The organism is Psychrosphaera sp. HA2-10 (assembly GCF_055693745.1).
Window position 1 is genome coordinate 2,523,744 of the sequence record NZ_CM146341.1, and the last position, 20,895, is coordinate 2,544,638.

The following is a 20,895-nucleotide window of genomic DNA, read 5'->3' on the forward strand; positions in this document are numbered from 1 at the left end:
TTATGTTTAACTAAGGGGATTCGTCCCCTTTTTTAATGGAGTAAAAATGAAATTTCATACCTTATTATTTGGCTTTTTGTTTCTTTCTAGTTCGGCATCAGCATTTTCTAATTCAGCACAAGCCACATCGGAAAAATTGGGTGAATGGACTTTAAGTTGTAAATCTAGCTTATGTTACATCCACCAATCCCTCGTTGCTGATAATGGTAAAAAAGCCGGTATAGTTGCATCTATTAATGTTGCTTTAATGCCAAAAAACATGGATGTCCTTTCCGTTAGACTTGGAAGTAATGCGTTAAAAGAAGCTGGTATCGGAATAAAAATTGATAACAACAAAGATATTAAAGCTAAGATACTTGAGTGTAATGCTCAGTTATGCCAAACGAATATTGCAATTGATGAGCAAATGCAAAAAGAGTTAACTAATGGGACGCTGATGCAATTGGTTTATTTGGATAAGAACTCTAAAAAACAAATTACTTTACCCTTTGGTTTAAAAAACTACTCTAAAGCGTACCAAGCCCTAAAAAATCGTTAAAAACACTGTAAATTTAACCCTTTTTGTCGTAGGTTATTTCGTCGATATAATAATTACAAAAAGGGCTAAAAATGGGTAATCCATCGTCTTCTGTTATGCAGAGAATTTTAAATAAAGTAGAAGTGTGGGGTAATAAATTACCCGACCCTGCCGCTCTATTTATCTCACTTATGGTTTTTGTTTGGGTTTTATCCTGGGCACTGTCTGGTATTGATTTTAATGTTATTGATCCTCGCTCTGGCGAAGAGTTAATCATAAACAATCAGCTTGCCGGTAGTGCAATGACCCAGTTCTTCTCGGTTATGGTTACGAATTTCTCTCACTTTCACCCAGTGGGCGTTGTTTTAGTTGCTATGCTTGGTATAGGTGTTGCGGAGTACTCAGGCTTTATTAATGCTGGCCTTAGAGCGTTACTTTCTGTAACAGCTAAGTGGCTGTTGACCCCAATGATTATTTTAATTGGTATTGTTAGTCACTCTGCTGTTGATGCCGGTTATGTACTCGTAATCCCATTAGGTGGTGTTATCTTTTATGCGGCTGGCCGTCATCCTTTAGCCGGTATTGCGGCTGCGTTTGCTGGCGTATCTGGCGGGTTTTCTGCCAACTTTGTTCCATCTGCTCTTGACCCAATGCTTCAAGGTATTTCCCAGGCCGGCGCTCAGTTACTAGACCCTTCGGTAACTTTAAACCCGCTTAATAACTACTATTTCACAACAGCATCTTCAATTTTAATTACCGGTTTAGGTTGGTTCATTACTGATAAAATCGTAGAGCCTAAACTACAGAATAATAAATTAGATGGTGACTTGTCAGACTTACCGACAATGGACCCGTTATCAGATAATGAGCGTAAAGCTTTGCGTTTAGCCCTAGGCTCAATTGCTGTCAGCTTAGCGTTACTATTTATCACTGCGTCTTTTGAATCATCACCATGGCGTGCACCAGATGGCAGCCTGACTGCCTTTGCAGCACCTTTGATGAAATCCATAGTACCTTTAATATTTTTACTGTTTTTAATCCCTGGCGTTGTTTACGGCATTGCCATAGGCACGATTACTAACAGTAAGCAGTTTATTGAAGGCATGAGTAAAGCGATGTCTGGCATGGGGTACTATTTGGTAATCATGTTCTTTATCGCCCAATTCATTTACGCTTTTGGCCAATCTAATTTGGGTATTTTACTCGCTGTTAAAGGCGCTGAGTTTTTGAAAGCGATGGCTCTACCAGGTGGCGTAACTATAGCTGGAATAATATTCTTAACAGGTTTTATAAACCTATTTGTCGGCTCTGCTTCTGCAAAATGGGCATTGCTAGCACCAATATTCATTCCTATGCTTATGCAGCTTGGTATATCGCCAGATTTAGCTCAAGCCGCTTATAGAATTGGTGATTCAAGTACGAATATCATCACACCACTAATGCCGTACTTCCCGCTTGTTGTTGTATTTTGTCAACGATACGTGAAAGGAGCTGGCATAGGAACATTGACGGCAATGATGTTGCCATTCTCAATAAGTTTCTTAATTGCTTGGACAATATTTTTACTGGCTTACTGGGGACTAGATTTACCGCTAGGACTGCAAGCTAGTTACGATTACGTACCTGCTAAATAATATATTTAAAAACGATACTTCATTGTTAACGACAGGTTTCTTGGCTCTAACGCTGGCGTACCTGGAGTATCGTTTCCATTCCCTCTTGCTCTAACTGGGTATAACCCATTTTCATTCCATATATTATTTACCAACAACATCAAGTTTAATGATTGGTTATATTTCCATTGAACCGATACGTTACCCCAACCTAAACCTGGCTCTGCTGTATTCGTCCAAGGCGCCCACCAGCGCTCTAATAAAATATGTTGATAAGATAAACTAAATTCATTGTTTAGTTTTACAAATCCTTGATACCGCCAAATGCCTTCTGGCATACCGTTGGCGTTCATGTCGTCTTGGTTACCGGCCACTGGTGACTTCATTCCAAAATCGAAACCTTCTGCACTGACAACATCATGGGTACTGTAAGATAATTTATGACGCCAATTGTTTTTTTTCCAAACTGACGACAGTTCTATACCTCGAATTTTTAATTCGCCTGGTTGATTTGCGTAATAAAAAACGCCACCCCAGTCTCCAACTCGGTCCGTTCCGATGGATTCACCCGGTATTCCATTTCTAGTCGATAAGGTCAAAATATAATTATTGATTCGGTTAGAAAATGTCGCAATTTCGTAACTCCAATACTTATCTGCCACACCCTTCACCGAGAACTCGTAACTGGTCATTGACTCCGGTTTTGGGGCAACAACATTATGCATCGGCTCGCCTGTTGTTGAGGATGTCATCCCTGAACCTTCCAGCTGATTAAAGTTCTGTTCGGATAACAAACCGTCGCCTAAAAAACCTCCGGAATAATGAACACCTGGTGGCCCTTTAAAACCGCGTTGATAAGTAAGTCGATATACATTCGCTTCTGGATCACCTTGGTAAGTGAGACTCATCCGTGGCGTAAAATGTTCACCCCAGTGACCATGATCATCATATCTAAAACCAATGTTGGCTTTCCATGCATTTTGCCATTCCTTGTTTAGCTCGCCTAATATGGCTTTATTGGTGTAACTATCATCAAACAACCAAGTATTCGTTTCATTTGCATTACTCGTCAAATTTTCTGTTTTGTTTACTATAAAATTATCACCCTGCCAATTAGTATCACCTGTTTTAATGTGCTCTAGTTCAGCACCGAGTAACCAACTTAGACCGTTATCGTTTTTTCTCGTATATAGCCTAACTTGCCCAAATGCTCTTTGTTCGTTTGCGCCTGCTGTTGTTAAGCCTGAGTAATGGTCGTAAAGCGCGTAATCATCATTTTGCCAGTTGCCTATTAACTTGACTGTAAGCTCATCATTTATTGGATAATAATATTCACCGGCAATAATAGATATACGCTGTTCAACTTGATCTCTATCTTTAGTCCAGTTATATAAATCTCGGGTTTGTTGATGGTGTTGAAACCAAATTTGCCAATCAAAGTCGGATACTTTAGTGAGAAGTCTGGTAGATTCGATACGATTTAATTTATTACCTCGTTCTGCTGGAAAAGCGGGGTGCGATGAGTCGCTCTCTTTGACTTCTCCTGCCCAACCAATACTCGGTAAATAAAAGCCGTCGAAGTTTTGAGTTGATGCTATGAATTGATATTTTAAGCCATTATGTTCCAAGCTTGCTGCTGTACTAACTGAGCGCCAACCAAACTCACCTGCAGATAAGTTTAACTCCGCACCTTCCACTTCCTTCGTAACTATATTTATTACGCCCAGTTGTGCACCTTGCCCTAAAACAACACTTCCGGCCCCTCTGATCACCTCAATACGCTCAATAAAGTCTAACCCTATGCCGTTTAATACACTGTCTGCTGGTCCCCAAAACCATTCCGCATTAACTTTAACACCGTCTATTAGAAGCAGTACTTTCGTATTATTGTCCGGCGCGAGCCCCCGAAAAGAAGAAATAGTGTCGTCTTTATCTTCCGCTTTAAAGTAACCGGGAACATGCAAATTTAATACGTCGTTTAAAGTTCGACCGCCAGACTCAGCGATGTCATTGCTGGTAATGATAGTCACAGCTGAAGGAATAAACTGTTGCCTAGATTCGGTACCCGCACTTATATCTACTTTAATATTTAACAGCTGCTCTAAACTTAAATCGAAGTAGTCGACATGAGGTTTTTTATTTTTCACAGGGGCATCTGCTACTGCACTGATTGAATACAGAAGGATCGATATTAGAAGAGTAAATATTAAAAGTATTACCTTAAGAGGCAGGCGCAACTGTTTTACCATAAATCATCACTGGTTATTGAGGTTACTTTAATACTAGGAAACGATGCTAGTTTTACAATGTAAGTAATAGGTACAAACTTGGATGACAGAGCTAAACAACTAATAATTAATGTATTTATTATAAATTTAATTGCTCTTTTTTTAACCTCACTAGTCTGCTAGATTAAGTTCACAATTTCACGCTATCGTTTTACAGGTAGCTCATTAGGGAAAACTAGATGAAACGTATTTCTAACTTATCAATAGTGGGGCTAGCTTTATTAAGCCAAACCGTGTTCGCGGACACACTTATTCATGCTGGGCGTGTTATTAAAGCAAACAATAATGACGTTAAAAACAACATGACCATTGTTATTGACGGAAATAAAATCAAAGCTATTGAATCAGGTTTTAAAACACCTACAAGCAAAGACACGGTTATTAATTTAAAAGACTACACAGTTATGCCAGGGTTGATGGACATGCATACGCACATTAGCTCTCAGCATAATGGACTAGCGAGTTACTTAGACGGCTTTAAATTAAATGAGGCGGATTATGCGTTAAAGGGAGTTGTTTACGCCAAAAAAACGTTAGATGCCGGATTTACTACGGTTCGTAATTTAGGCGACAGTTATAACGTATCAGTGGCGTTAAAAAAGGCTATCAATAATGGCATGATCGATGGTCCAAGGGTATACACTGCAGCCAAATCCATAGCGACCACTGGAGGTCATGCCGACCCAACAAATGGTCGTGCTATGGCGATAACTGGCGACCCAGGTCCTAAAGAGGGTGTGATCAATGGCGTTGCAGAAGCGCGAAAAGCGGTTCGTCAGCGTTATAAAGATGGTGCAGATTTAATTAAAATAACAGCAACTGGTGGTGTATTAAGTGTTGCGAAAAGCGGCCAAAACCCACAGTTTATGACCGATGAATTACAAGCTATTGTAGATACTGCTAAGGATTATGGTATGACAGTAGCTGTGCATGCTCATGGTAAAGAAGGCATGAAGCGGGCAATTGAAGCTGGCGTAGACTCAATAGAGCACGGCACTTTCATGGATGAAGATATTTTTAAGTTAATGAAAAAATATGACACCTATTATGTGCCAACGGTTATGGCCGGTAATTGGGTAGCGGAAAAAGCTAAGATTGATGGCTTTTTTCCAGAATTAGTTCGTCCTAAGGCAGCATCTATCGGTCCATTAATTGAAAAGACATTTGCGAAAGCATATTTTTCGGGCGTAAACATTGCGTTTGGAACAGATTCGGGGGTTTCTGCGCATGGTGATAATGGCTTAGAATTTGAATTAATGGTTCGTGCAGGTATGAAACCTATCGATGCGATTCGAAGTGCCACTTTCCATGGAGCTAAACTTTTAAAAATATCAAATGAACTTGGCACCCTTGAAAAGGGTAAGCTGGCAGATATTGTGGCAGTGAAAGGTAACCCGTTAGTAGATATTAGTTTAATGAAAAACATTAACTTTGTTATGAAAGATGGCAAAGTTTACAAGTTTATTAAGTAGTTAAATTTTTAATTAATTAGCTTTAAAGGCGGCCGCTCAAAGTGTGCCGTCTTTTTATAAGCTGCGCTTAACGTTTAGGTAATTTCCAATCGATAATTGGTTTTACTAAAGGCGTTTCACACATCCACACAATCACTTTTATTGAATCTTTTAATACGAAGCTTTCGTTTTCAATTTCCGCCCAGTTATTTTCATTGAATGGTAATCCGTTTATACGGAAATTTGTTGCAAGTATGTCTTTTGAGTCAAACTGCAGTTTTAATGATTCTTCCGTACCATAGCTAGTGTTAATAGTCATCGCCAAATGTCCGTTATCTCGCTGATATTGTATAGGAACTCCATGCCACGACGTAAGCTGATTTCTATCACACGTTACAAAGTCTGGTACTTTTAACCTCTTATCTCCAGCATGCACATTGTTAACAGCAAAAGTACTTATAGTAATTAAAACTAAAGGGACGATTAATTTTGTTACGTACATATCCAATACCACCCTATTGTCGAGCAATAACGTATTAAAGCTCATATTGTTACATTTTAGTGATTTAAAAACTAAAAAAGGCACCTAAGTGCCTTTTTAATGCGTTAACAAATATTAACGATTATAAACCACGGTATGTGATTGACTGTTGGTCAGCACGTAACGCTTGGCCAAACGAAAACTCATACATACATGCGTCGTCTGTATAATCCATAAAGTTATTTATTGGATCTGAGCCTGCAGCGTTTTTACCTTTCGTACAACTATCACGACCTGTTGGACAACCATATGCTGGACTTTTTTCTGCTGGTGTGTCACTTACGTAATCGCCACTGCCGCTACAACCGCCTTGGAACGTGTGATAAAGACCTAACCAGTGACCTACCTCATGCGTACCAGTATCACCTTGGTTGTAAGGTGCGGCGTTTCCACCTGGTAATGTTTCAAATAACACGACAACACCATCGTTCATTGGTCGAGACGCGTAGTCAGACGGGAACGTTGCCCAACCTAACAAGCCATCGCCCATGTTGTTGGTGTAGAAGTTAAGATCTCCGGCGTCACCTTGACGAAGTGTCGACTTCATAGAAGTTTCTGCTTGAGTGCCATAACCCGCTGTGAACCAAGCATCATTTGATACTGTTTGAGAACTTACTAAGTTAAAAGTAAATGGCGTGTTGGCATACGCATTGTTTAATACATTCATTTGTGAAGCAATATCACCGGCAGACAGAGCACCATTACCGCTAGAGTCAGTAATAATATGGAAGTAGACATCTATAACCACTGAGCCTGCTGCTCTAGGTTGATCGGCAGAACCACCATCACCGCCACCGCCGCCAGGCTTACCTTTACCTGCTGCATTTGAACGTAAATTTTTAAAATGCTTTTCTTTTAATTCCGCTTCTTTTAACGACGGATGTTTAGTACCACACCTAAGAAATGATGCATTTTCATTTGCATGAGAAAAAGCCACTTCGTTCGCACTCGCAGCATGTAATTGTGATGTTGATACAGCAGCTAGACCTAATGTCACAGATGCGAACAACTTTGCATATTTTAGATTCATGTTTACCCCTATTATTATTTTTGAAAGCGGATTCAAGATATTGATTTTATTGAGACCTGAATTGCTTAAATTGCATACTAGCCATTCGCGTCAATAAGGCAAACTTTCTAACAAAGGTTTTTAAGGGGGTTATATTTTTCATTAGATATTCTAATCTTGGCTAAAACTTTCAACCTTGATGTAAGATGATGTTGCTGACTTAGGCGTAATAATTACATCCACATTTTCATTAAAATAATTCGCACCGCCCAATATCAATCCTTTCGCTAATGCTTCCATATTATTTGGTGACGTGTATAAAAGTTTGATATGCCTTTCCGACTCTTCGATGGTTTCAAAAGTTGGTAGCTGAGCGTCTGGATAAAGTTTTTGAACTTCGACATGAACATTTGAGTCCAAAATAGATAAAACTTCTATTATTGATGTTTTGTTTTGGACTGCGGGAGGATGATATTCGGCGAGTCGTTGAAATAGAAAATAGCCAAAGCTTTCAACTAATTCAGGTCCCGGTATGCCGGTGTGCTTTGATAATGTTGCTACGATAGAAAGGATCTCTTCTGGCGGGTAAAACCCAACACTGGTATAGCTACCATTAGATGCTAAGTCAGCCTCATCCAAGACTTTACCTGTTAGTTCCAAGCCAACCTCTTGTTCCATCATCTCGATTAAATTAGTAAAAATAACTCCCAGCATTAACGACCTCTTAACTTTATTTTTATATTAAGTGTAGACAAAAAAGTATTCGTCATGGCGATATTTATTGGGCGTCTATTATTGGTGATGTGTTAAACTACCCAATAATTTATAAACCTCACTTCATTAACGTTAAAGTATTTATAACTATGCAAGGTAATTTATTTGTTGTTTCCTCACCGAGTGGTGCGGGTAAATCCAGTTTAATCTCTGCACTTTTGCAAAGACATAATGATATGAAAGTTTCGGTGTCGCACACGACCCGCGCGCCAAGACCTGGCGAAGAAGACGCAGTTCACTATCACTTTACCGATGTTAACGCTTTTAAAAGCCTAATTGCAGATAATGGTTTTTATGAATGGGCAGAAGTATTTGGCAACTATTACGGTACCTCTAAGCAAGCCATACAGGATCAACTAGACCAAGGCATAGACGTGTTTTTGGATATTGATTGGCAAGGCGCTCAACAAATGCGCAAAATAGTGCCTGAAATTATTACTTTATTTATATTACCGCCGTCACGCGAAGAGTTAGAAAGCCGTTTAAATAAACGCGGTCAAGATAGCGCCGAAGTGATTGAAAAAAGAATGGCACAAGCACAAAGCGAGATGTCGCACTATAATGAATATGACTTTTTGTTAATTAACGATAATTTTGAAGAAACGCTCAATAATTTTGAACAAATTGTATTAGCGCATCGATTAAAAACAAAAAATCAGCAAAGTAAAAACAGTCAACTGCTTACTCAGCTATTGGCTAAAAGCTAACCTTGGTGTAATATTACGCCCCTTAATATTTTTTTGCCTCATTGGAGATACTGAATGGCTCGCGTAACTGTTGAAGACGCTGTTGAAAAAGTAGGAAATCGTTTCGATTTAATTTTGGTTGCTGCTCGTCGTGCACGTCAATTAGCAACTCAAGGTAAAGAGCCTCTTGTTGACGCTGGTAATGATAAGCCAACTGTAACTGCACTTCGCGAAATTGAAGCTGGTTTAATCACCAACGAGATCATGGATCGTCAAGATAACGAAGCTGAGACAGTTCGTGAAGCGGAAGAAATGGCAGCAGTAGCTGCAATCGTTGGCAACGAATAACTCGCTGACGTATAATTTCTATATAGCCAGCATGTTTTTTTAACGTGTTGGCTTTCCTTCCTATTTTCCTTTAGTTTATACTCAATTCATATCTAATCGTTTTTTCTACTGAGTCGTTCGGTGTATCTATTTGAAGGTTTAAAACAACAAATTTCGGCCTATTTGCCACCAGAGTTAGTTGCCATAGTGCAAAAAGCTTATGTGGTCGCGCGTGACGCTCACGAGGGGCAAATGCGATCAAGTGGTGATCCTTATATAACGCACCCGGTGGCAGTTACTGTGCTGCTTGCCAATATGAAGTTAGATCACGAAACGTTGTCGGCTGCCCTAATGCACGACGTTATTGAAGATACGCCAGTTTCCAAACAAGACCTAGCTGACGAATTTGGCGATACCATTGCTGATTTAGTAGAGGGTGTGTCTAAATTAGACAAACTTCATTTCAAAGATAAAAAAGAGTTCCAAGCGGAAAACTTCCGTAAAATGGTTATGGCGATGACGCAAGATATTCGTGTCATTCTGATAAAGCTTGCTGACCGTACCCACAATATGCGAACGCTTGGTGCCCTAAGGCCAGATAAAAAGCGTCGTATAGCTAAAGAAACGTTAGAGATATATGCTCCAATCGCCAATCGCCTTGGTATTCACGAATTTAAAAACGAACTAGAAAATCTCGGCTTTCAAGCGCTTTACCCAATGCGCTCTCGAGCTCTGGAAAATGCCGTAAAACAGGCTCGCGGTAACCGTAAAGAAATTATCCATAACATCCAGTCTGAAATAGAAACTCGATTAGAAGAAGTTGGGATCCCTGGCGATGTAAGAGGTCGAGAGAAACATTTATTTAGTATCTATCGAAAGATGTTAAACAAAGAGTTAATGTTTAACGAAGTAATGGATATTTATGCGTTTCGAATCATGGTTGATGACATCGATACCTGCTATCGAGTGTTTGGCGCTATGCACGGCTTATATAAGCCAATTGAAACTCGTTTCAAAGACTACATTGCAATTCCGAAATCAAATGGTTATCAATCGTTACATACGTCATTGATTGGCCCACACGGTATTCCTATTGAGATTCAGATTCGTACTAAAGAAATGGATCAACTCGCTGATAAAGGTATTGCGGCACATTGGGCTTACAAAGGCGCTGGCGATACAGCTGGAAATACAGCACAGCAACGAGCTCGCCAATGGATGCAAACTTTATTAGAGCTACAACAAAGTGCTGGCTCATCGTTTGAATTTATTGAAAACGTTAAAACCGAAATGTTCCCTGAAGAAATTTATGTTTTTACTCCAGATGGTAAAATTCATGAATTGCCAATGGGTGCTACACCGGTAGACTTTGCTTATTCTGTTCATACCGACGTTGGTAACACTTGCGTTGGCGCGAAAGTCGATCGTAAACCTCATCCTCTCAGTCGCGCTTTAGACACTGGACAAACAGTAGAAATTATTACTTCACCAAATGTTAAACCAAATGCAAATTGGCTTAACTTTGTTGTAACCGCCAAAGCACGTTTAGGGATCCGTAATTACCTTAAACATCAACGAGCAAATGAAGCCATAAACTTAGGTCGACGTTTGTTAAAATCGGCGCTTGGTGAAGTAGAGATTGAACAAATATCACCTGAAGATATCATTAAGTTATTAACTGACTTTAATTTAAGTACCATAGAAGATCTGTATCGAGAAATCGGCTTAGGTAATCTAATGGGCCTTACTATCAGTAATCGCTTACTAAATTCAGATTCCGAGCAAACCAACAAAGAAAGAATCGATAAAACCCCTATCGTCGGCGCAAAAGGTATGTTGGTAACGTATAGCAAATGTTGCCACCCTATTCCTGGCGATGAAATTGTTGCTCATGTATCGCAAGGAAAAGGCTTAACTATTCACAGAGAAGACTGTCCTAACTGCCGGAATTGGGAAAAAGAAGCCGCTAAGTTTTTCAAAGTAAAATGGGATGACACGTCTGATAGAGATTATGTCACCACACTAAAAATTGAACTTATCAACCATCAAGGCGCGCTTGCTAAAGTAACGCATCTAATCTCAAAGAGTAATTCAAACGTAGAACATATATTTACCGAAGAAAAAGAATCAAATATATATGTAATCACTGCTGATGTTACCGTCAAAGATCGTATTCACTTGGCTCGCGTCATCAAAAAATTAAGAACTATGCCGGACGTGCAACGCATTAGCCGCAAATAGTTTATTCAACAGGAATTCAACATGACTCGTATTGTTATTAACACAGATGCGGCACCTGCCGCTATTGGCACTTATAATCAAGCTATTAAAGTAGGCACTACTGTTTATTTGTCTGGCCAAATCCCGCTAATTCCAGAAACAATGGAAATTATTTCTGAAGACTTTGAAGCACAAGCAGAACAAGTATTTAAAAATCTGACAGCCGTTTGTGAAGCGGCCGGTGGCTCTCTAGAAAATGCGGTTAAATTAAATATATTTCTAACGGATCTAGGCCAGTTTGCAAAAGTTAATGAAATAATGGCTAAGTATGTGGTTGAACCTTATCCTGCTCGCGCCGCGGTGCAAGTATCAGCTTTGCCAAAGGGTGTACAAATTGAAATTGATGGTGTGTTAGAGCTTTCTGACGTTTAGATTGCACTTTATTCATATAATCATTTAGTAAAACTAGGTTTTTAAATATGACACCCGAACGTTTTAAACGTATCAGTGAGATCCTTGATAAGCGCCAGCCAGACCTGACAGTATGTATGGAGCAAGTGCATAAAACGCACAACTTGTCCGCTATCATTCGTACTGCAGATGCAATAGGGATTCACAACATACATGCGATATATACGACAGAAAGTCGATGGTTATCAGGTGGTAGAGCGTCAGGTAGTCAAAAGTGGGTAAAGGTAACCGAACAACCTGACACCGCAACAGCTATAAAACAGTTTAAAGCACAAGGCATGCAGGTTTTAGCGACTAACTTATCTGAACGTGCGAAAGACTTTAGAGAGATTGACTACACAAAACCAACGGCATTAATTTTAGGCCAAGAACGTGATGGTATTTCCGATGAAGCGCTAGAGCTAGCCGACCATCATGTCGTTGTGCCAATGTTTGGTATGGTGGAGTCGCTAAATGTGAGTGTTGCAGGCGCGCTAATAATGTATGAAGCGCAACGCCAACGCTTAGTTGCTGGTATGTATGATAAACCTGTGATTAGCGATGCTATCCGTCACCAAATGCTATTTGAAGGTGGTCACCCTATTTATGCCGAGCTTTGTGTAAGAACTGGCACCGCATATCCTCCTTTAGATGAGGAAGGTCAAATTGATGCGCCTAAGTCTTGGTATACTGAGTTAAAAGATAAGTATAATCTTTTGCCAGCCGATAAAAAATCTCGACGAGTCGACTTTACCCATACCGACCAAACATTTGAGTTTGAGCCGGGCTCTGTAACTGATAAATGTAATTAATGGATTATTATGGCGCTAACCTCTCTTTCTTCAGTGCCAATTACAACGCTTAAAGGCGTTGGCCCAAAAGTCGCAGAAAAATTAAAAAAGCTAAGCATCTTCTCTATTGAGGATGCTTTGTTTCATCTGCCGTTACGTTATGAAGACCGAAGTCGTGTCTATCCTATCGCCCACACTGTGGTGGGCACTCACGTTGCCGTTGTTGGCCAAGTCACGTCTTGCAATATTCAGTTTGGTCGAAAGAGAATGCTCGTTGTGAAAATCGGTGATGCCACCGGTGGTATGACACTGAGGTTTTTCAACTTTTCGGCGGCACAAAAAAACGCATTAGAAGATGGAACTTGGATAAAATGTTTTGGTGAAATCCGAGGCGGTAAATTTGGCCCAGAAATACTTCATCCAGATTATGTAAAAATTAACGGTCCACATGACATTGTAGTGGAGGAGTCGTTAACACCAATATATCCAACTACGGAAGGTGTTAAACAAGCGACTTTACGAACTATTACCGAACAAGCCCTTTCGCGACTTGAAAAATATCGAGTCGATGAACTTATACCATTCGAGTCATTACCTAATCAGTATTCGCTAGTTAAAGCCTTACAGATATGTCATCGTCCCCCCGTCGATACTGATACTTCATTGCTAGAGTTGGGTATCCATCCTGCTCAGCAACGACTGGCATTTGAAGAGTTGTGTGCATACCAAGCGAGTATGCTAAATATTAAGAAAGATTCTCAGCAAGTTTCCGCCATTGCTTTTCCTACTAAAAATGACTACGTCGATACTTTTCTTAACTCGTTGCCGTTTTCTCCTACAGGTGCGCAATCACGAGTAGTGGCAGATATTACCAAAGACTTAAACCGTCCATTACCTATGATGCGTCTAGTTCAAGGGGATGTTGGATCTGGTAAAACCCTTGTTGCGGCTTTGTCAGCGCTAACGGTTATCGCTCAAGGTTATCAAGTGGCATTAATGGCACCAACGGAGATTCTTGCTGAGCAACATGCGAATAATTTTAGAGCCTGGTTTGAACCGTTAGGCATTAACGTAGCCTGGTTAGCCGGTAAAGCTAAAGTAGCTGAAAAACGTCAAGCTCTTGAAATGATTGGAAATGCTGAAGCTCAAATGATAGTGGGTACTCACGCTATTTTTCAGGACCAAGTTGAATTTGCAAAACTGGCGCTCATTATTATTGATGAACAACATAGATTTGGCGTACATCAACGACTGTCGCTTAGAAATAAAGGCGCTATTCATTTTGATGACACAATTTTATATCCGCATCAACTTGTCATGACGGCAACTCCAATCCCACGTACGCTTGCAATGACCGCCTACGCAGACTTAGATTGCTCTATTATCGACGAGTTACCGCCAGGGCGAACACCAATTACCACTGTTGTGATCCCGGACACCAAACGGGACCAAGTAATTGAACGAGTGAAACATGTTTGTATTACAACGGGACAACAGGCTTATTGGGTGTGTACATTAGTTGAAGAGAGTGAAGCTTTGCAGTGTCAGGCTGCTGAAGACGCAGCGATTGAACTACAGAGCCTGTTACCGGAGCTTAAGATTGGCCTTGTTCATGGTCGAATGAAAGCCGATGAAAAACAACACGTAATGCAAGCATTCAAAAATGGAGAGCTTAATTTACTTGTTGCTACTACGGTCATTGAAGTAGGTGTTGACGTGCCAAACGCAAGCTTAATGATCATTGAAAACCCCGAACGCTTGGGACTTGCTCAGTTACATCAACTTCGCGGCCGTGTTGGCCGTGGCGCTTTACAATCTCACTGTGTATTACTTTACCATGCCCCTTTGTCACAAACTGCACAACAACGTTTAGCGGTTTTACGAGATTCCAACGACGGCTTCGTTATCTCCGAAAAAGATTTAGAAATACGCGGAGCAGGTGAAATATTAGGTACTCGTCAAACCGGCATTGCTGATTTTAAAATTGCAGATTTAGAAAGAGATGCCACACTATGTGAGCAAGCTATTGTCGTAGCAAATGATCTTCTTATTTCACAACCAGAGCATATACCTATTTTAATTAGTCGCTGGTTAGGAGAGAAACAGCTATACGGCAACGCTTAACATTGCAATTTTTAAACATATAAACAATACTTTACAGCTAGATTATAGAAATGATTCTATTGTTAAAATGACTAGAAGCGGAGTGCATGAGTAAAATTCTAATTGTTGAGGATAGTCTGCCAATTATTGCATTGCATAAGAGCATTGCCATTAAGGCCGGATTAGACCCCGTAGTAGCAACAACTTTTGCGGAAGTAAAACAGCTTTTCTCTGAGTTTGATGAGTTCTTTTGCGCTGTAATCGACTACAGTCTGCCAGACGCTCAAAACGGTGAAGCTATCGATTATATTTTATCTAAAAATGTGCCTGGCATTGTTATGACTGGTATGCTCGACGATAAAATACGTGAACATATTCTTAAACTACCAGTAATCGATTACATCACCAAAGAAAGTAAACAAGCGTTTCAATATTTACTCGCTCTACTTATTAAACTACAAACTAATCATCATATTAAAATACTTGTAGTTGATGACTCTGGCAGCACTAGAAACTACCTAAAACAATTGTTAACTCGCCATAACTTTACGGTTTTGCTTGCTGATTCTGGCTTATCTGCACTGGCTATACTTAAGGAAAATCCAGATATTAAACTGGTTGTTACCGACAAAGAAATGCCTAATATGGACGGCATAGAGTTATGCAACGAAATAAGAGCAAACTTTACCAAAGAAGAAGTGGGCATCATTGGCATATCGGGGAATGCGTCACAGTCACTTACTGCAAAATTTATTAAAAATGGCGCTAACGACTTTTTACGCAAGCCATTTTGTTTAGAAGAATTTTACTGTCGAGTCGTACAGAATATTGAATACGTGCAAAGTATCGATATTATAAGAAAACAAGCCAATACCGACTATTTAACGGGGTTAGCAAATCGTCGTTATTTCTTTGATACCGTTCAGCCAATAATCCAATCACAAAACTCTGCGACCATCGCTATGATGGACATCGATAATTTCAAAGTTATTAATGACACTTATGGTCATGATGCTGGTGACATTGTATTAAAAACGATCTCTGAGCTTTTAAAACAACACTTTAGCAACGAATACATTGTTGCACGGTTAGGGGGCGAAGAATTCAGTGTCTTTTTAAATGAAATTGACTTAATGGATGCTGCAGAAAAATTAGAGCGCTTTAGAGCGGAGCTTGCTAATACAAATATTGATGTTGGTGAGCGAACAATAAATTGCACTGTCAGTATTGGCGTTTGCAAAGATAAGCGTGAGAGATTAGACGCCTTATTAATTCACGCTGACCAACTTTTGTATAAAGCTAAGGAAACTGGAAAAAATAAAGTGGTATTCGATTAATACCACCCTTTATTTGCGGGCCTATTAGCGCCTATATTTAGCAAGTAAGTGTTACGCTTTATCAGATGAATCGCTTGCAAGTGATCCTTTAATCTCAGCAACTTCCTTTTCTAACGCTTCTAATTTGGCACGCGTTCTAGCTAAAACTTGAGTTTGTACGTCAAACTCTTCTCGACTAACGACATCAAGTTGTGACAGCTTATTCTGCAATACCGTTTTAACTTTATCTTCAACATTATCTGCCATCGTTTTAACACCAGCAGGCAGTGCATCGGCAACTTGAGCGGCAAATTGCTCAATCTTTTTTGCATCTATCATTTTAGTACCTTAATCATTTTTGCTGTGCTCATTGTAATTGTTGCAATAAAAAAGGCCAGCATTGCTGACCTTTAATTATTGAAATACTGTAAGCCTAGGTCAATCTCTTAACTTAATCTTACGGTTGAGTCTTACCAAGTGATCATTGCTTGCAAGCCACCACCTACATCATCTAACTCAGGTGACGCTTGTAAACCTAAATCAAACTGTATACCAGCTAAGTACAAACCTGCACCGACTGTAATTAAGCCATCGCTTTCGTCAGAAGTTGAGTTACCAACCTTATCCGCTAAGTTATGGCGATAACCCGCTCGCAACTCTAAAAAGTCGTATGCATTTAACACCGCACCAAAACTAGCATACTGACTGCCTCTAAAGAACTGATCGCCATTAGCAAACTCAGGTCCTTTAGATTCAGTTAAGTCAATATCAGCGGCTAGACGAATCCAACCTGCGTTATAACTAGTTCCGACACGAATTTGTGGTTCAACTTTGTAGATTAATGACTCTTGTCCTGGTTTTAATGTTTCTTGGCGAGACTCAATCTCTTCGCCAATAATATTCTTAACCGTTACGCCAATGCGCCATTTGTCCATGTTATCCATAGCCAAAATAGCGCCTAAGTCAGCCGTAACAAAGTCTTTTGTGCTGCGGTAATCGTCACCATCGATATCGTCTTCGTCAAAGTCAGAGGACGCTGATTGATAATCAAAAAACTCTAAGCGCACCGCTTTTACCGTCGCACCAACGCTTAACGTTTTTTCCGACTCTAACTTCCAGTTCGACGCCAGTGTTACGCCACCTTCTGCCCAGCCAATCGCTGCAAAGCGCGCAGTGGAGTCAAGCTCATCTTCATTAAATACTATGCTTTGACTGTTTTGATCAAAAATGTCGCCGTAGTCATTCTGTAGGGTAGTTTGCTCTAGCTTACGTGCTTCAGCTAATTGTTCAGCTTGCGTGAAAAGCACTTCAGCTTCATCGGCAAGTTCTTGTGCTCTATTTATTTCATCTTGCGTTGCAGTACCGCTATTTTGTAAGGCTTCTAATTCAGCTTGTAGCGCTTCAAACTCTGACTCATAAGCTAAAGCTGTATCATATAACGGACGAACATTCGTTAACAAAGTTTGGCCAAGCCCTGTGTAACGTCGTAATAAATCGATATCGCTCTGTGAGATGTCACCCGTACCGCCAACATCAAACTTAACCATCGCGTTAAATGAAATAGCAACACGTTCAAACGCCATACCAAAACCCGCGTTAAAGCCTAGTGTGCTCTGCAGGCCAGCACCATCTAGGTCTTCAAAGTTAGATACTATTCGATTGGCTGTATCTATAGTGTTTTGAAGACTTTGTACGTCGCCTTCAAGTAGGTCTAAGTTATCGAGGTCTTCAAAGTTAGATACTTCTTCCTCTAAACTTTCAAATAAATCTATGCTATCGCCGTCATCTTTTGTATCTGCAACACGTCCCGTTGCATTCAAAACAAAGAAAAAGTCGTTGTCAGTACCTGCGGCTGTGCCTAATAAGGCTGGATTATAATTTGCAGCAGATGACCAATGGGCATAAGTAAGACCAGCTCCACCGCTACCTAAGTTTCTTGCTGACTGAACAAAACTATCGACAGCGAATGCTGAAGTACTAAATAAGCCAAGGGTGATGGCCAAAGATACTGCTGATTTTTTCATGATAAATCCTCTTTTCATAGATAACAGCGAATAAGCCCATACATTGTAGTCGAATAAATGAACACTTCAAAAGCAAAAATTATTATTCGTTTGGGTACATTCTCTAATGCGAAACTCGCTGCTATTTTGTTATCATGTCGCGCTAATTTATAAGGTGCTCAAATTTAATGCGTTTAAACCCTGAACAAGAATCTGCTGTTAATTATGTAAGTGGCCCATGCCTCGTTTTAGCCGGCGCAGGTTCAGGTAAAACACGAGTAATTATTAATAAAATTACTCACCTTATAGAAAATCATGGCTACAACGCCAAAAATATAGCGGCGGTAACTTTCACTAATAAAGCCGCTAAAGAAATGCGTGAACGTATTGCCGCATCTATGGATAAAAGTAAGATCAAAGGCTTACGGATCTCAACCTTCCATACACTTGGCTTGGATGTCATAAAAAAAGAAATAAAAATACTAGGATTTAAGAAAAACTTTTCTTTGTTTGACGATCAAGACTGCTTTTCGCTATTAAAAGAATTGACCGAACCAGAGTTACAAGAAGACAAAGAAAGCATTTATCAGCTAATTAACCGCATTTCGAGCTGGAAAAACGATCTTATTTTACCTAAGCAAGCCGTCGCTGAAGCGACTGATTCTGAGTCTGCATTATATGCCGAACTTTACGCTCGCTATCAAAATCAACTAAGAGCTTATAATGCGTTAGATTTTGATGATCTTATTTTGATACCCACTTTATTATTCAAAACAAACGACGAAGTTCGAGCGCGTTGGCAAGACAAAATTCGGTATTTATTGGTTGATGAGTATCAAGATACCAATACGAGTCAGTACGAATTAGTAAAATCGTTGGTAGGAAAGCGTGCACACTTTACTGTTGTTGGTGACGATGACCAGTCTATATATTCTTGGCGCGGCGCTAAGCCACAAAACTTAGTTTTATTAAGCAAAGACTTTCCTAATCTAAATTTAATTAAATTAGAACAAAACTATCGTTCCGTTGGTTGTGTGTTGCACGCGGCTAACGTCTTAATTGATAAAAATCCGCACGTATTTGATAAAAAGCTCAAAACAAATATGGAATACGGCGAGCCGATTCGAGTTATTCAAACTAAAAACGAAGACAATGAAGCAGAGCGTGTTATCGCTGAAATCATCGGCCATCGTTTCACCAATAAAACCAATTATGGCGATTACGCTATCTTGTATCGCGGTAATCACCAGAGCCGCATTTTTGAAAAGTTATTAACATCAAACCGCATCCCATACAAGATAAGTGGCGGGACCAGCTTCTTTTCCCGTGCAGAAATAAAAGACATCATGGCCTATTTACGCTTGTTAGTTAACCAAGATGACGACAATGCGTTTTTACGAATTATCAATACGCCAAGACGGCAAATAGGGCCAGCTACGCTAGAAAAGTTGGGCATATTATCAAACGATCGACACTGCAGTTTATTTGAAGCAGCATTTGATAACGCCTTCTTGGGTATGATCAACGGACCTGCAAAAAATGCGATTCAATATTTTACTCGCTGGTTTGTAGAGTTAAGCGATCAAGTGGTTCGTAGTGATCCAAAAGAAGCGGTAAAAGATCTAATGAAAGGCATTCACTACGAAGACTGGCTATTTGAAACAAGCTCGTCTCCTAAAGCCGCAGAAATGCGTATGAAAAACGTAAGTGAACTTTATAGCTGGATTACGCAAATGTTAGATGGCGATGATGAGCATGAACCATTAACACTTGCTGAAGTGGTTAGTAAATTAACATTACGCGACATGATGGAACGTAATGAAGAAGAAGAAGCAAATAACCAAGTACAGCTAATGACCATGCATGCTTCAAAAGGCTTGGAGTATCCCTATGTATTTATGGTTGGTATGGAAGAAGGTTTGCTACCTCACCAATCAAGCATTGATGAAGATAATGTCGAAGAAGAACGCAGACTTGCCTACGTAGGTGTTACTCGTGCGCAACAACGCCTATTCTTAACCTATGCAAAAGAACGACGTCAATATGGTGAAACTATTACGACAGAACCATCAAGGTTTTTAGAAGAGCTTGATCAAAAGGATCTTCGTTGGGAGAAGTTAGGGCAAGCTATCCCTGAAGCCGAACGTAAAGAAAAGAACAAAGCAAATATCGCCAATTTAAGGTCACTACTTAAAAAGTAGCGCTATAAAAAAAGCTCCTATCGAAGGAGCTTTTTTGTTTTGATTCGTTAACGTTAGCTTATAACTAGCAATCGCTACCTATTTAGAACCATCAACCATATAGACGATCGCAGCTTTGATTTCATCATCAGAACAAGCAACACAACCGCCTTTTGCTGGCATAGCGTTAAAGCCGTTAATAGCGTGATTTGCTAATACGTCCATGCCCTGCGCAACACGAGGAGACCAAGCACCTGCATCACCCATTTTAGGTGCACCCATGATGCCCGCTCCGTGACATGCGGCACATGCACTTTGATAAACTTGATCACCTGAACGAGGTCCAGTTGCAACCGCTGCGACTGGCTCAGCACCGGCAATATAAACTTGGCCGACAGGCTTAATGCGTTTTTCAATTTCAGTTTTTTTATCAGTTGATGCATTTGCTGTCATAACTGCAAACACTGTCACTATGGTCAAAAGCATTTTGATCATTTTGAATTCACCTTATGGGATAGAATTTTATACTTTGTACATTCTACCTATTGGATAAACCCTTGCAATATATAACCTTAGTTATTACTGATAAATTTTAGGTAGAAATTATTTTTCTCAAATAAAATATA

General features: G+C 39.9%; 18 protein-coding genes. 11 read left to right on the forward strand and 7 right to left on the reverse strand.

Features of this window, described 5'->3' with window-relative positions; all coding sequences use genetic code 11:
- Nucleotides 1-46 precede the first annotated feature (46 nt).
- Both ACZ1GV_RS11490 and ACZ1GV_RS11495 read left to right on the forward strand, forming a co-directional pair.
- On the forward strand, nt 47-538 hold the full coding sequence (locus tag ACZ1GV_RS11490; protein WP_472674284.1) for an invasion associated locus B family protein: 492 nt from the start codon (nt 47-49) through the stop codon (nt 536-538).
- A 71-nt stretch (nt 539-609) separates the two neighbouring features.
- A complete protein-coding gene (locus ACZ1GV_RS11495) occupies nt 610-2,151 on the forward strand; it encodes an AbgT family transporter (protein WP_472674285.1) in 1,542 nt (513 codons plus the stop codon).
- 5 nt (nt 2,152-2,156) lie between these two features.
- Here ACZ1GV_RS11495 and ACZ1GV_RS11500 read toward each other — a convergent pair whose 3' ends face one another.
- Nucleotides 2,157-4,277: a TonB-dependent receptor gene (locus ACZ1GV_RS11500; protein WP_472674286.1), complete on the reverse strand. Its 2,121-nt coding sequence runs from the start codon at nt 4,275-4,277 to the stop codon at nt 2,157-2,159.
- 320 nt (nt 4,278-4,597) lie between these two features.
- Between ACZ1GV_RS11500 and ACZ1GV_RS11505 the strand changes: the two genes are divergently transcribed.
- A complete protein-coding gene (locus ACZ1GV_RS11505) occupies nt 4,598-5,890 on the forward strand; it encodes a metal-dependent hydrolase family protein (protein ID WP_472674287.1) in 1,293 nt (430 codons plus the stop codon).
- A 67-nt stretch (nt 5,891-5,957) separates the two neighbouring features.
- Here the strand turns inward: ACZ1GV_RS11505 and ACZ1GV_RS11510 are convergent, their stop codons facing one another.
- From ACZ1GV_RS11510 to ACZ1GV_RS11520, 3 genes are all read right to left on the reverse strand, one after another.
- Nucleotides 5,958-6,371 (reverse strand): hypothetical protein, encoded by a 414-nt coding sequence (locus tag ACZ1GV_RS11510; protein ID WP_472674288.1) that lies wholly within the window; start codon nt 6,369-6,371, stop codon nt 5,958-5,960.
- Nucleotides 6,372-6,492: 121 nt separating this feature from the next.
- Entirely contained in the window at nt 6,493-7,440 is a 948-nt protein-coding gene (locus ACZ1GV_RS11515) for a zinc metalloprotease (RefSeq protein WP_472674289.1), read from the reverse strand.
- A 150-nt stretch (nt 7,441-7,590) separates the two neighbouring features.
- Entirely contained in the window at nt 7,591-8,133 is a 543-nt protein-coding gene (locus tag ACZ1GV_RS11520; RefSeq protein WP_472674290.1) for a heme NO-binding domain-containing protein, read from the reverse strand.
- A 149-nt stretch (nt 8,134-8,282) separates the two neighbouring features.
- Between ACZ1GV_RS11520 and gmk the strand changes: the two genes are divergently transcribed.
- The 7 genes from gmk (at nt 8,283) to ACZ1GV_RS11555 (ending at nt 16,107) form a co-directional block, all read left to right on the forward strand.
- Nucleotides 8,283-8,900: a guanylate kinase gene (gene gmk / locus ACZ1GV_RS11525; RefSeq protein ID WP_210561078.1), complete on the forward strand. Its 618-nt coding sequence runs from the start codon at nt 8,283-8,285 to the stop codon at nt 8,898-8,900.
- 54 nt (nt 8,901-8,954) lie between these two features.
- Nucleotides 8,955-9,227, forward strand: a complete 273-nt coding sequence (gene rpoZ / locus ACZ1GV_RS11530; RefSeq protein ID WP_210561077.1) for a DNA-directed RNA polymerase subunit omega — start codon at nt 8,955-8,957, stop codon at nt 9,225-9,227.
- A gap of 120 nt (nt 9,228-9,347) precedes the next feature.
- Entirely contained in the window at nt 9,348-11,447 is a 2,100-nt protein-coding gene (spoT, locus tag ACZ1GV_RS11535) for a bifunctional GTP diphosphokinase/guanosine-3',5'-bis pyrophosphate 3'-pyrophosphohydrolase (protein WP_472674291.1), read from the forward strand.
- A 21-nt stretch (nt 11,448-11,468) separates the two neighbouring features.
- Nucleotides 11,469-11,858 (forward strand): RidA family protein, encoded by a 390-nt coding sequence (locus ACZ1GV_RS11540; RefSeq protein ID WP_472674292.1) that lies wholly within the window; start codon nt 11,469-11,471, stop codon nt 11,856-11,858.
- 47 nt (nt 11,859-11,905) lie between these two features.
- Entirely contained in the window at nt 11,906-12,688 is a 783-nt protein-coding gene (gene trmH / locus ACZ1GV_RS11545; protein WP_472674293.1) for a tRNA (guanosine(18)-2'-O)-methyltransferase TrmH, read from the forward strand.
- Between the two features lie 9 nt (nt 12,689-12,697).
- A complete protein-coding gene (recG, locus tag ACZ1GV_RS11550; RefSeq protein WP_472674294.1) occupies nt 12,698-14,791 on the forward strand; it encodes an ATP-dependent DNA helicase RecG in 2,094 nt (697 codons plus the stop codon).
- A gap of 86 nt (nt 14,792-14,877) precedes the next feature.
- Complete coding sequence (locus ACZ1GV_RS11555) at nt 14,878-16,107, forward strand: diguanylate cyclase (RefSeq protein WP_472674295.1); 1,230 nt, start codon at nt 14,878-14,880, stop codon at nt 16,105-16,107.
- A gap of 51 nt (nt 16,108-16,158) precedes the next feature.
- On the opposite strand, the gene ubiK is transcribed toward ACZ1GV_RS11555, so the two are convergent.
- Nucleotides 16,159-16,425 carry a ubiquinone biosynthesis accessory factor UbiK gene (ubiK, locus tag ACZ1GV_RS11560; RefSeq protein WP_472674296.1) on the reverse strand — a complete coding sequence of 89 codons (267 nt, stop codon included), beginning with the start codon at nt 16,423-16,425 and terminating at the stop codon, nt 16,159-16,161.
- A 131-nt stretch (nt 16,426-16,556) separates the two neighbouring features.
- Nucleotides 16,557-18,110, reverse strand: a complete 1,554-nt coding sequence (traF, locus tag ACZ1GV_RS11565; protein WP_472674297.1) for a conjugal transfer protein TraF — start codon at nt 18,108-18,110, stop codon at nt 16,557-16,559.
- A gap of 167 nt (nt 18,111-18,277) precedes the next feature.
- Here traF and rep point away from each other — a divergent pair, with 167 nt between their 5' ends.
- Nucleotides 18,278-20,290 carry a DNA helicase Rep gene (gene rep / locus ACZ1GV_RS11570; RefSeq protein WP_472674298.1) on the forward strand — a complete coding sequence of 671 codons (2,013 nt, stop codon included), beginning with the start codon at nt 18,278-18,280 and terminating at the stop codon, nt 20,288-20,290.
- 78 nt (nt 20,291-20,368) lie between these two features.
- On the opposite strand, the gene ACZ1GV_RS11575 is transcribed toward rep, so the two are convergent.
- Nucleotides 20,369-20,764 carry a c-type cytochrome gene (locus ACZ1GV_RS11575; protein WP_472674299.1) on the reverse strand — a complete coding sequence of 132 codons (396 nt, stop codon included), beginning with the start codon at nt 20,762-20,764 and terminating at the stop codon, nt 20,369-20,371.
- Between the last annotated feature and the right edge of the window lie 131 nt (nt 20,765-20,895).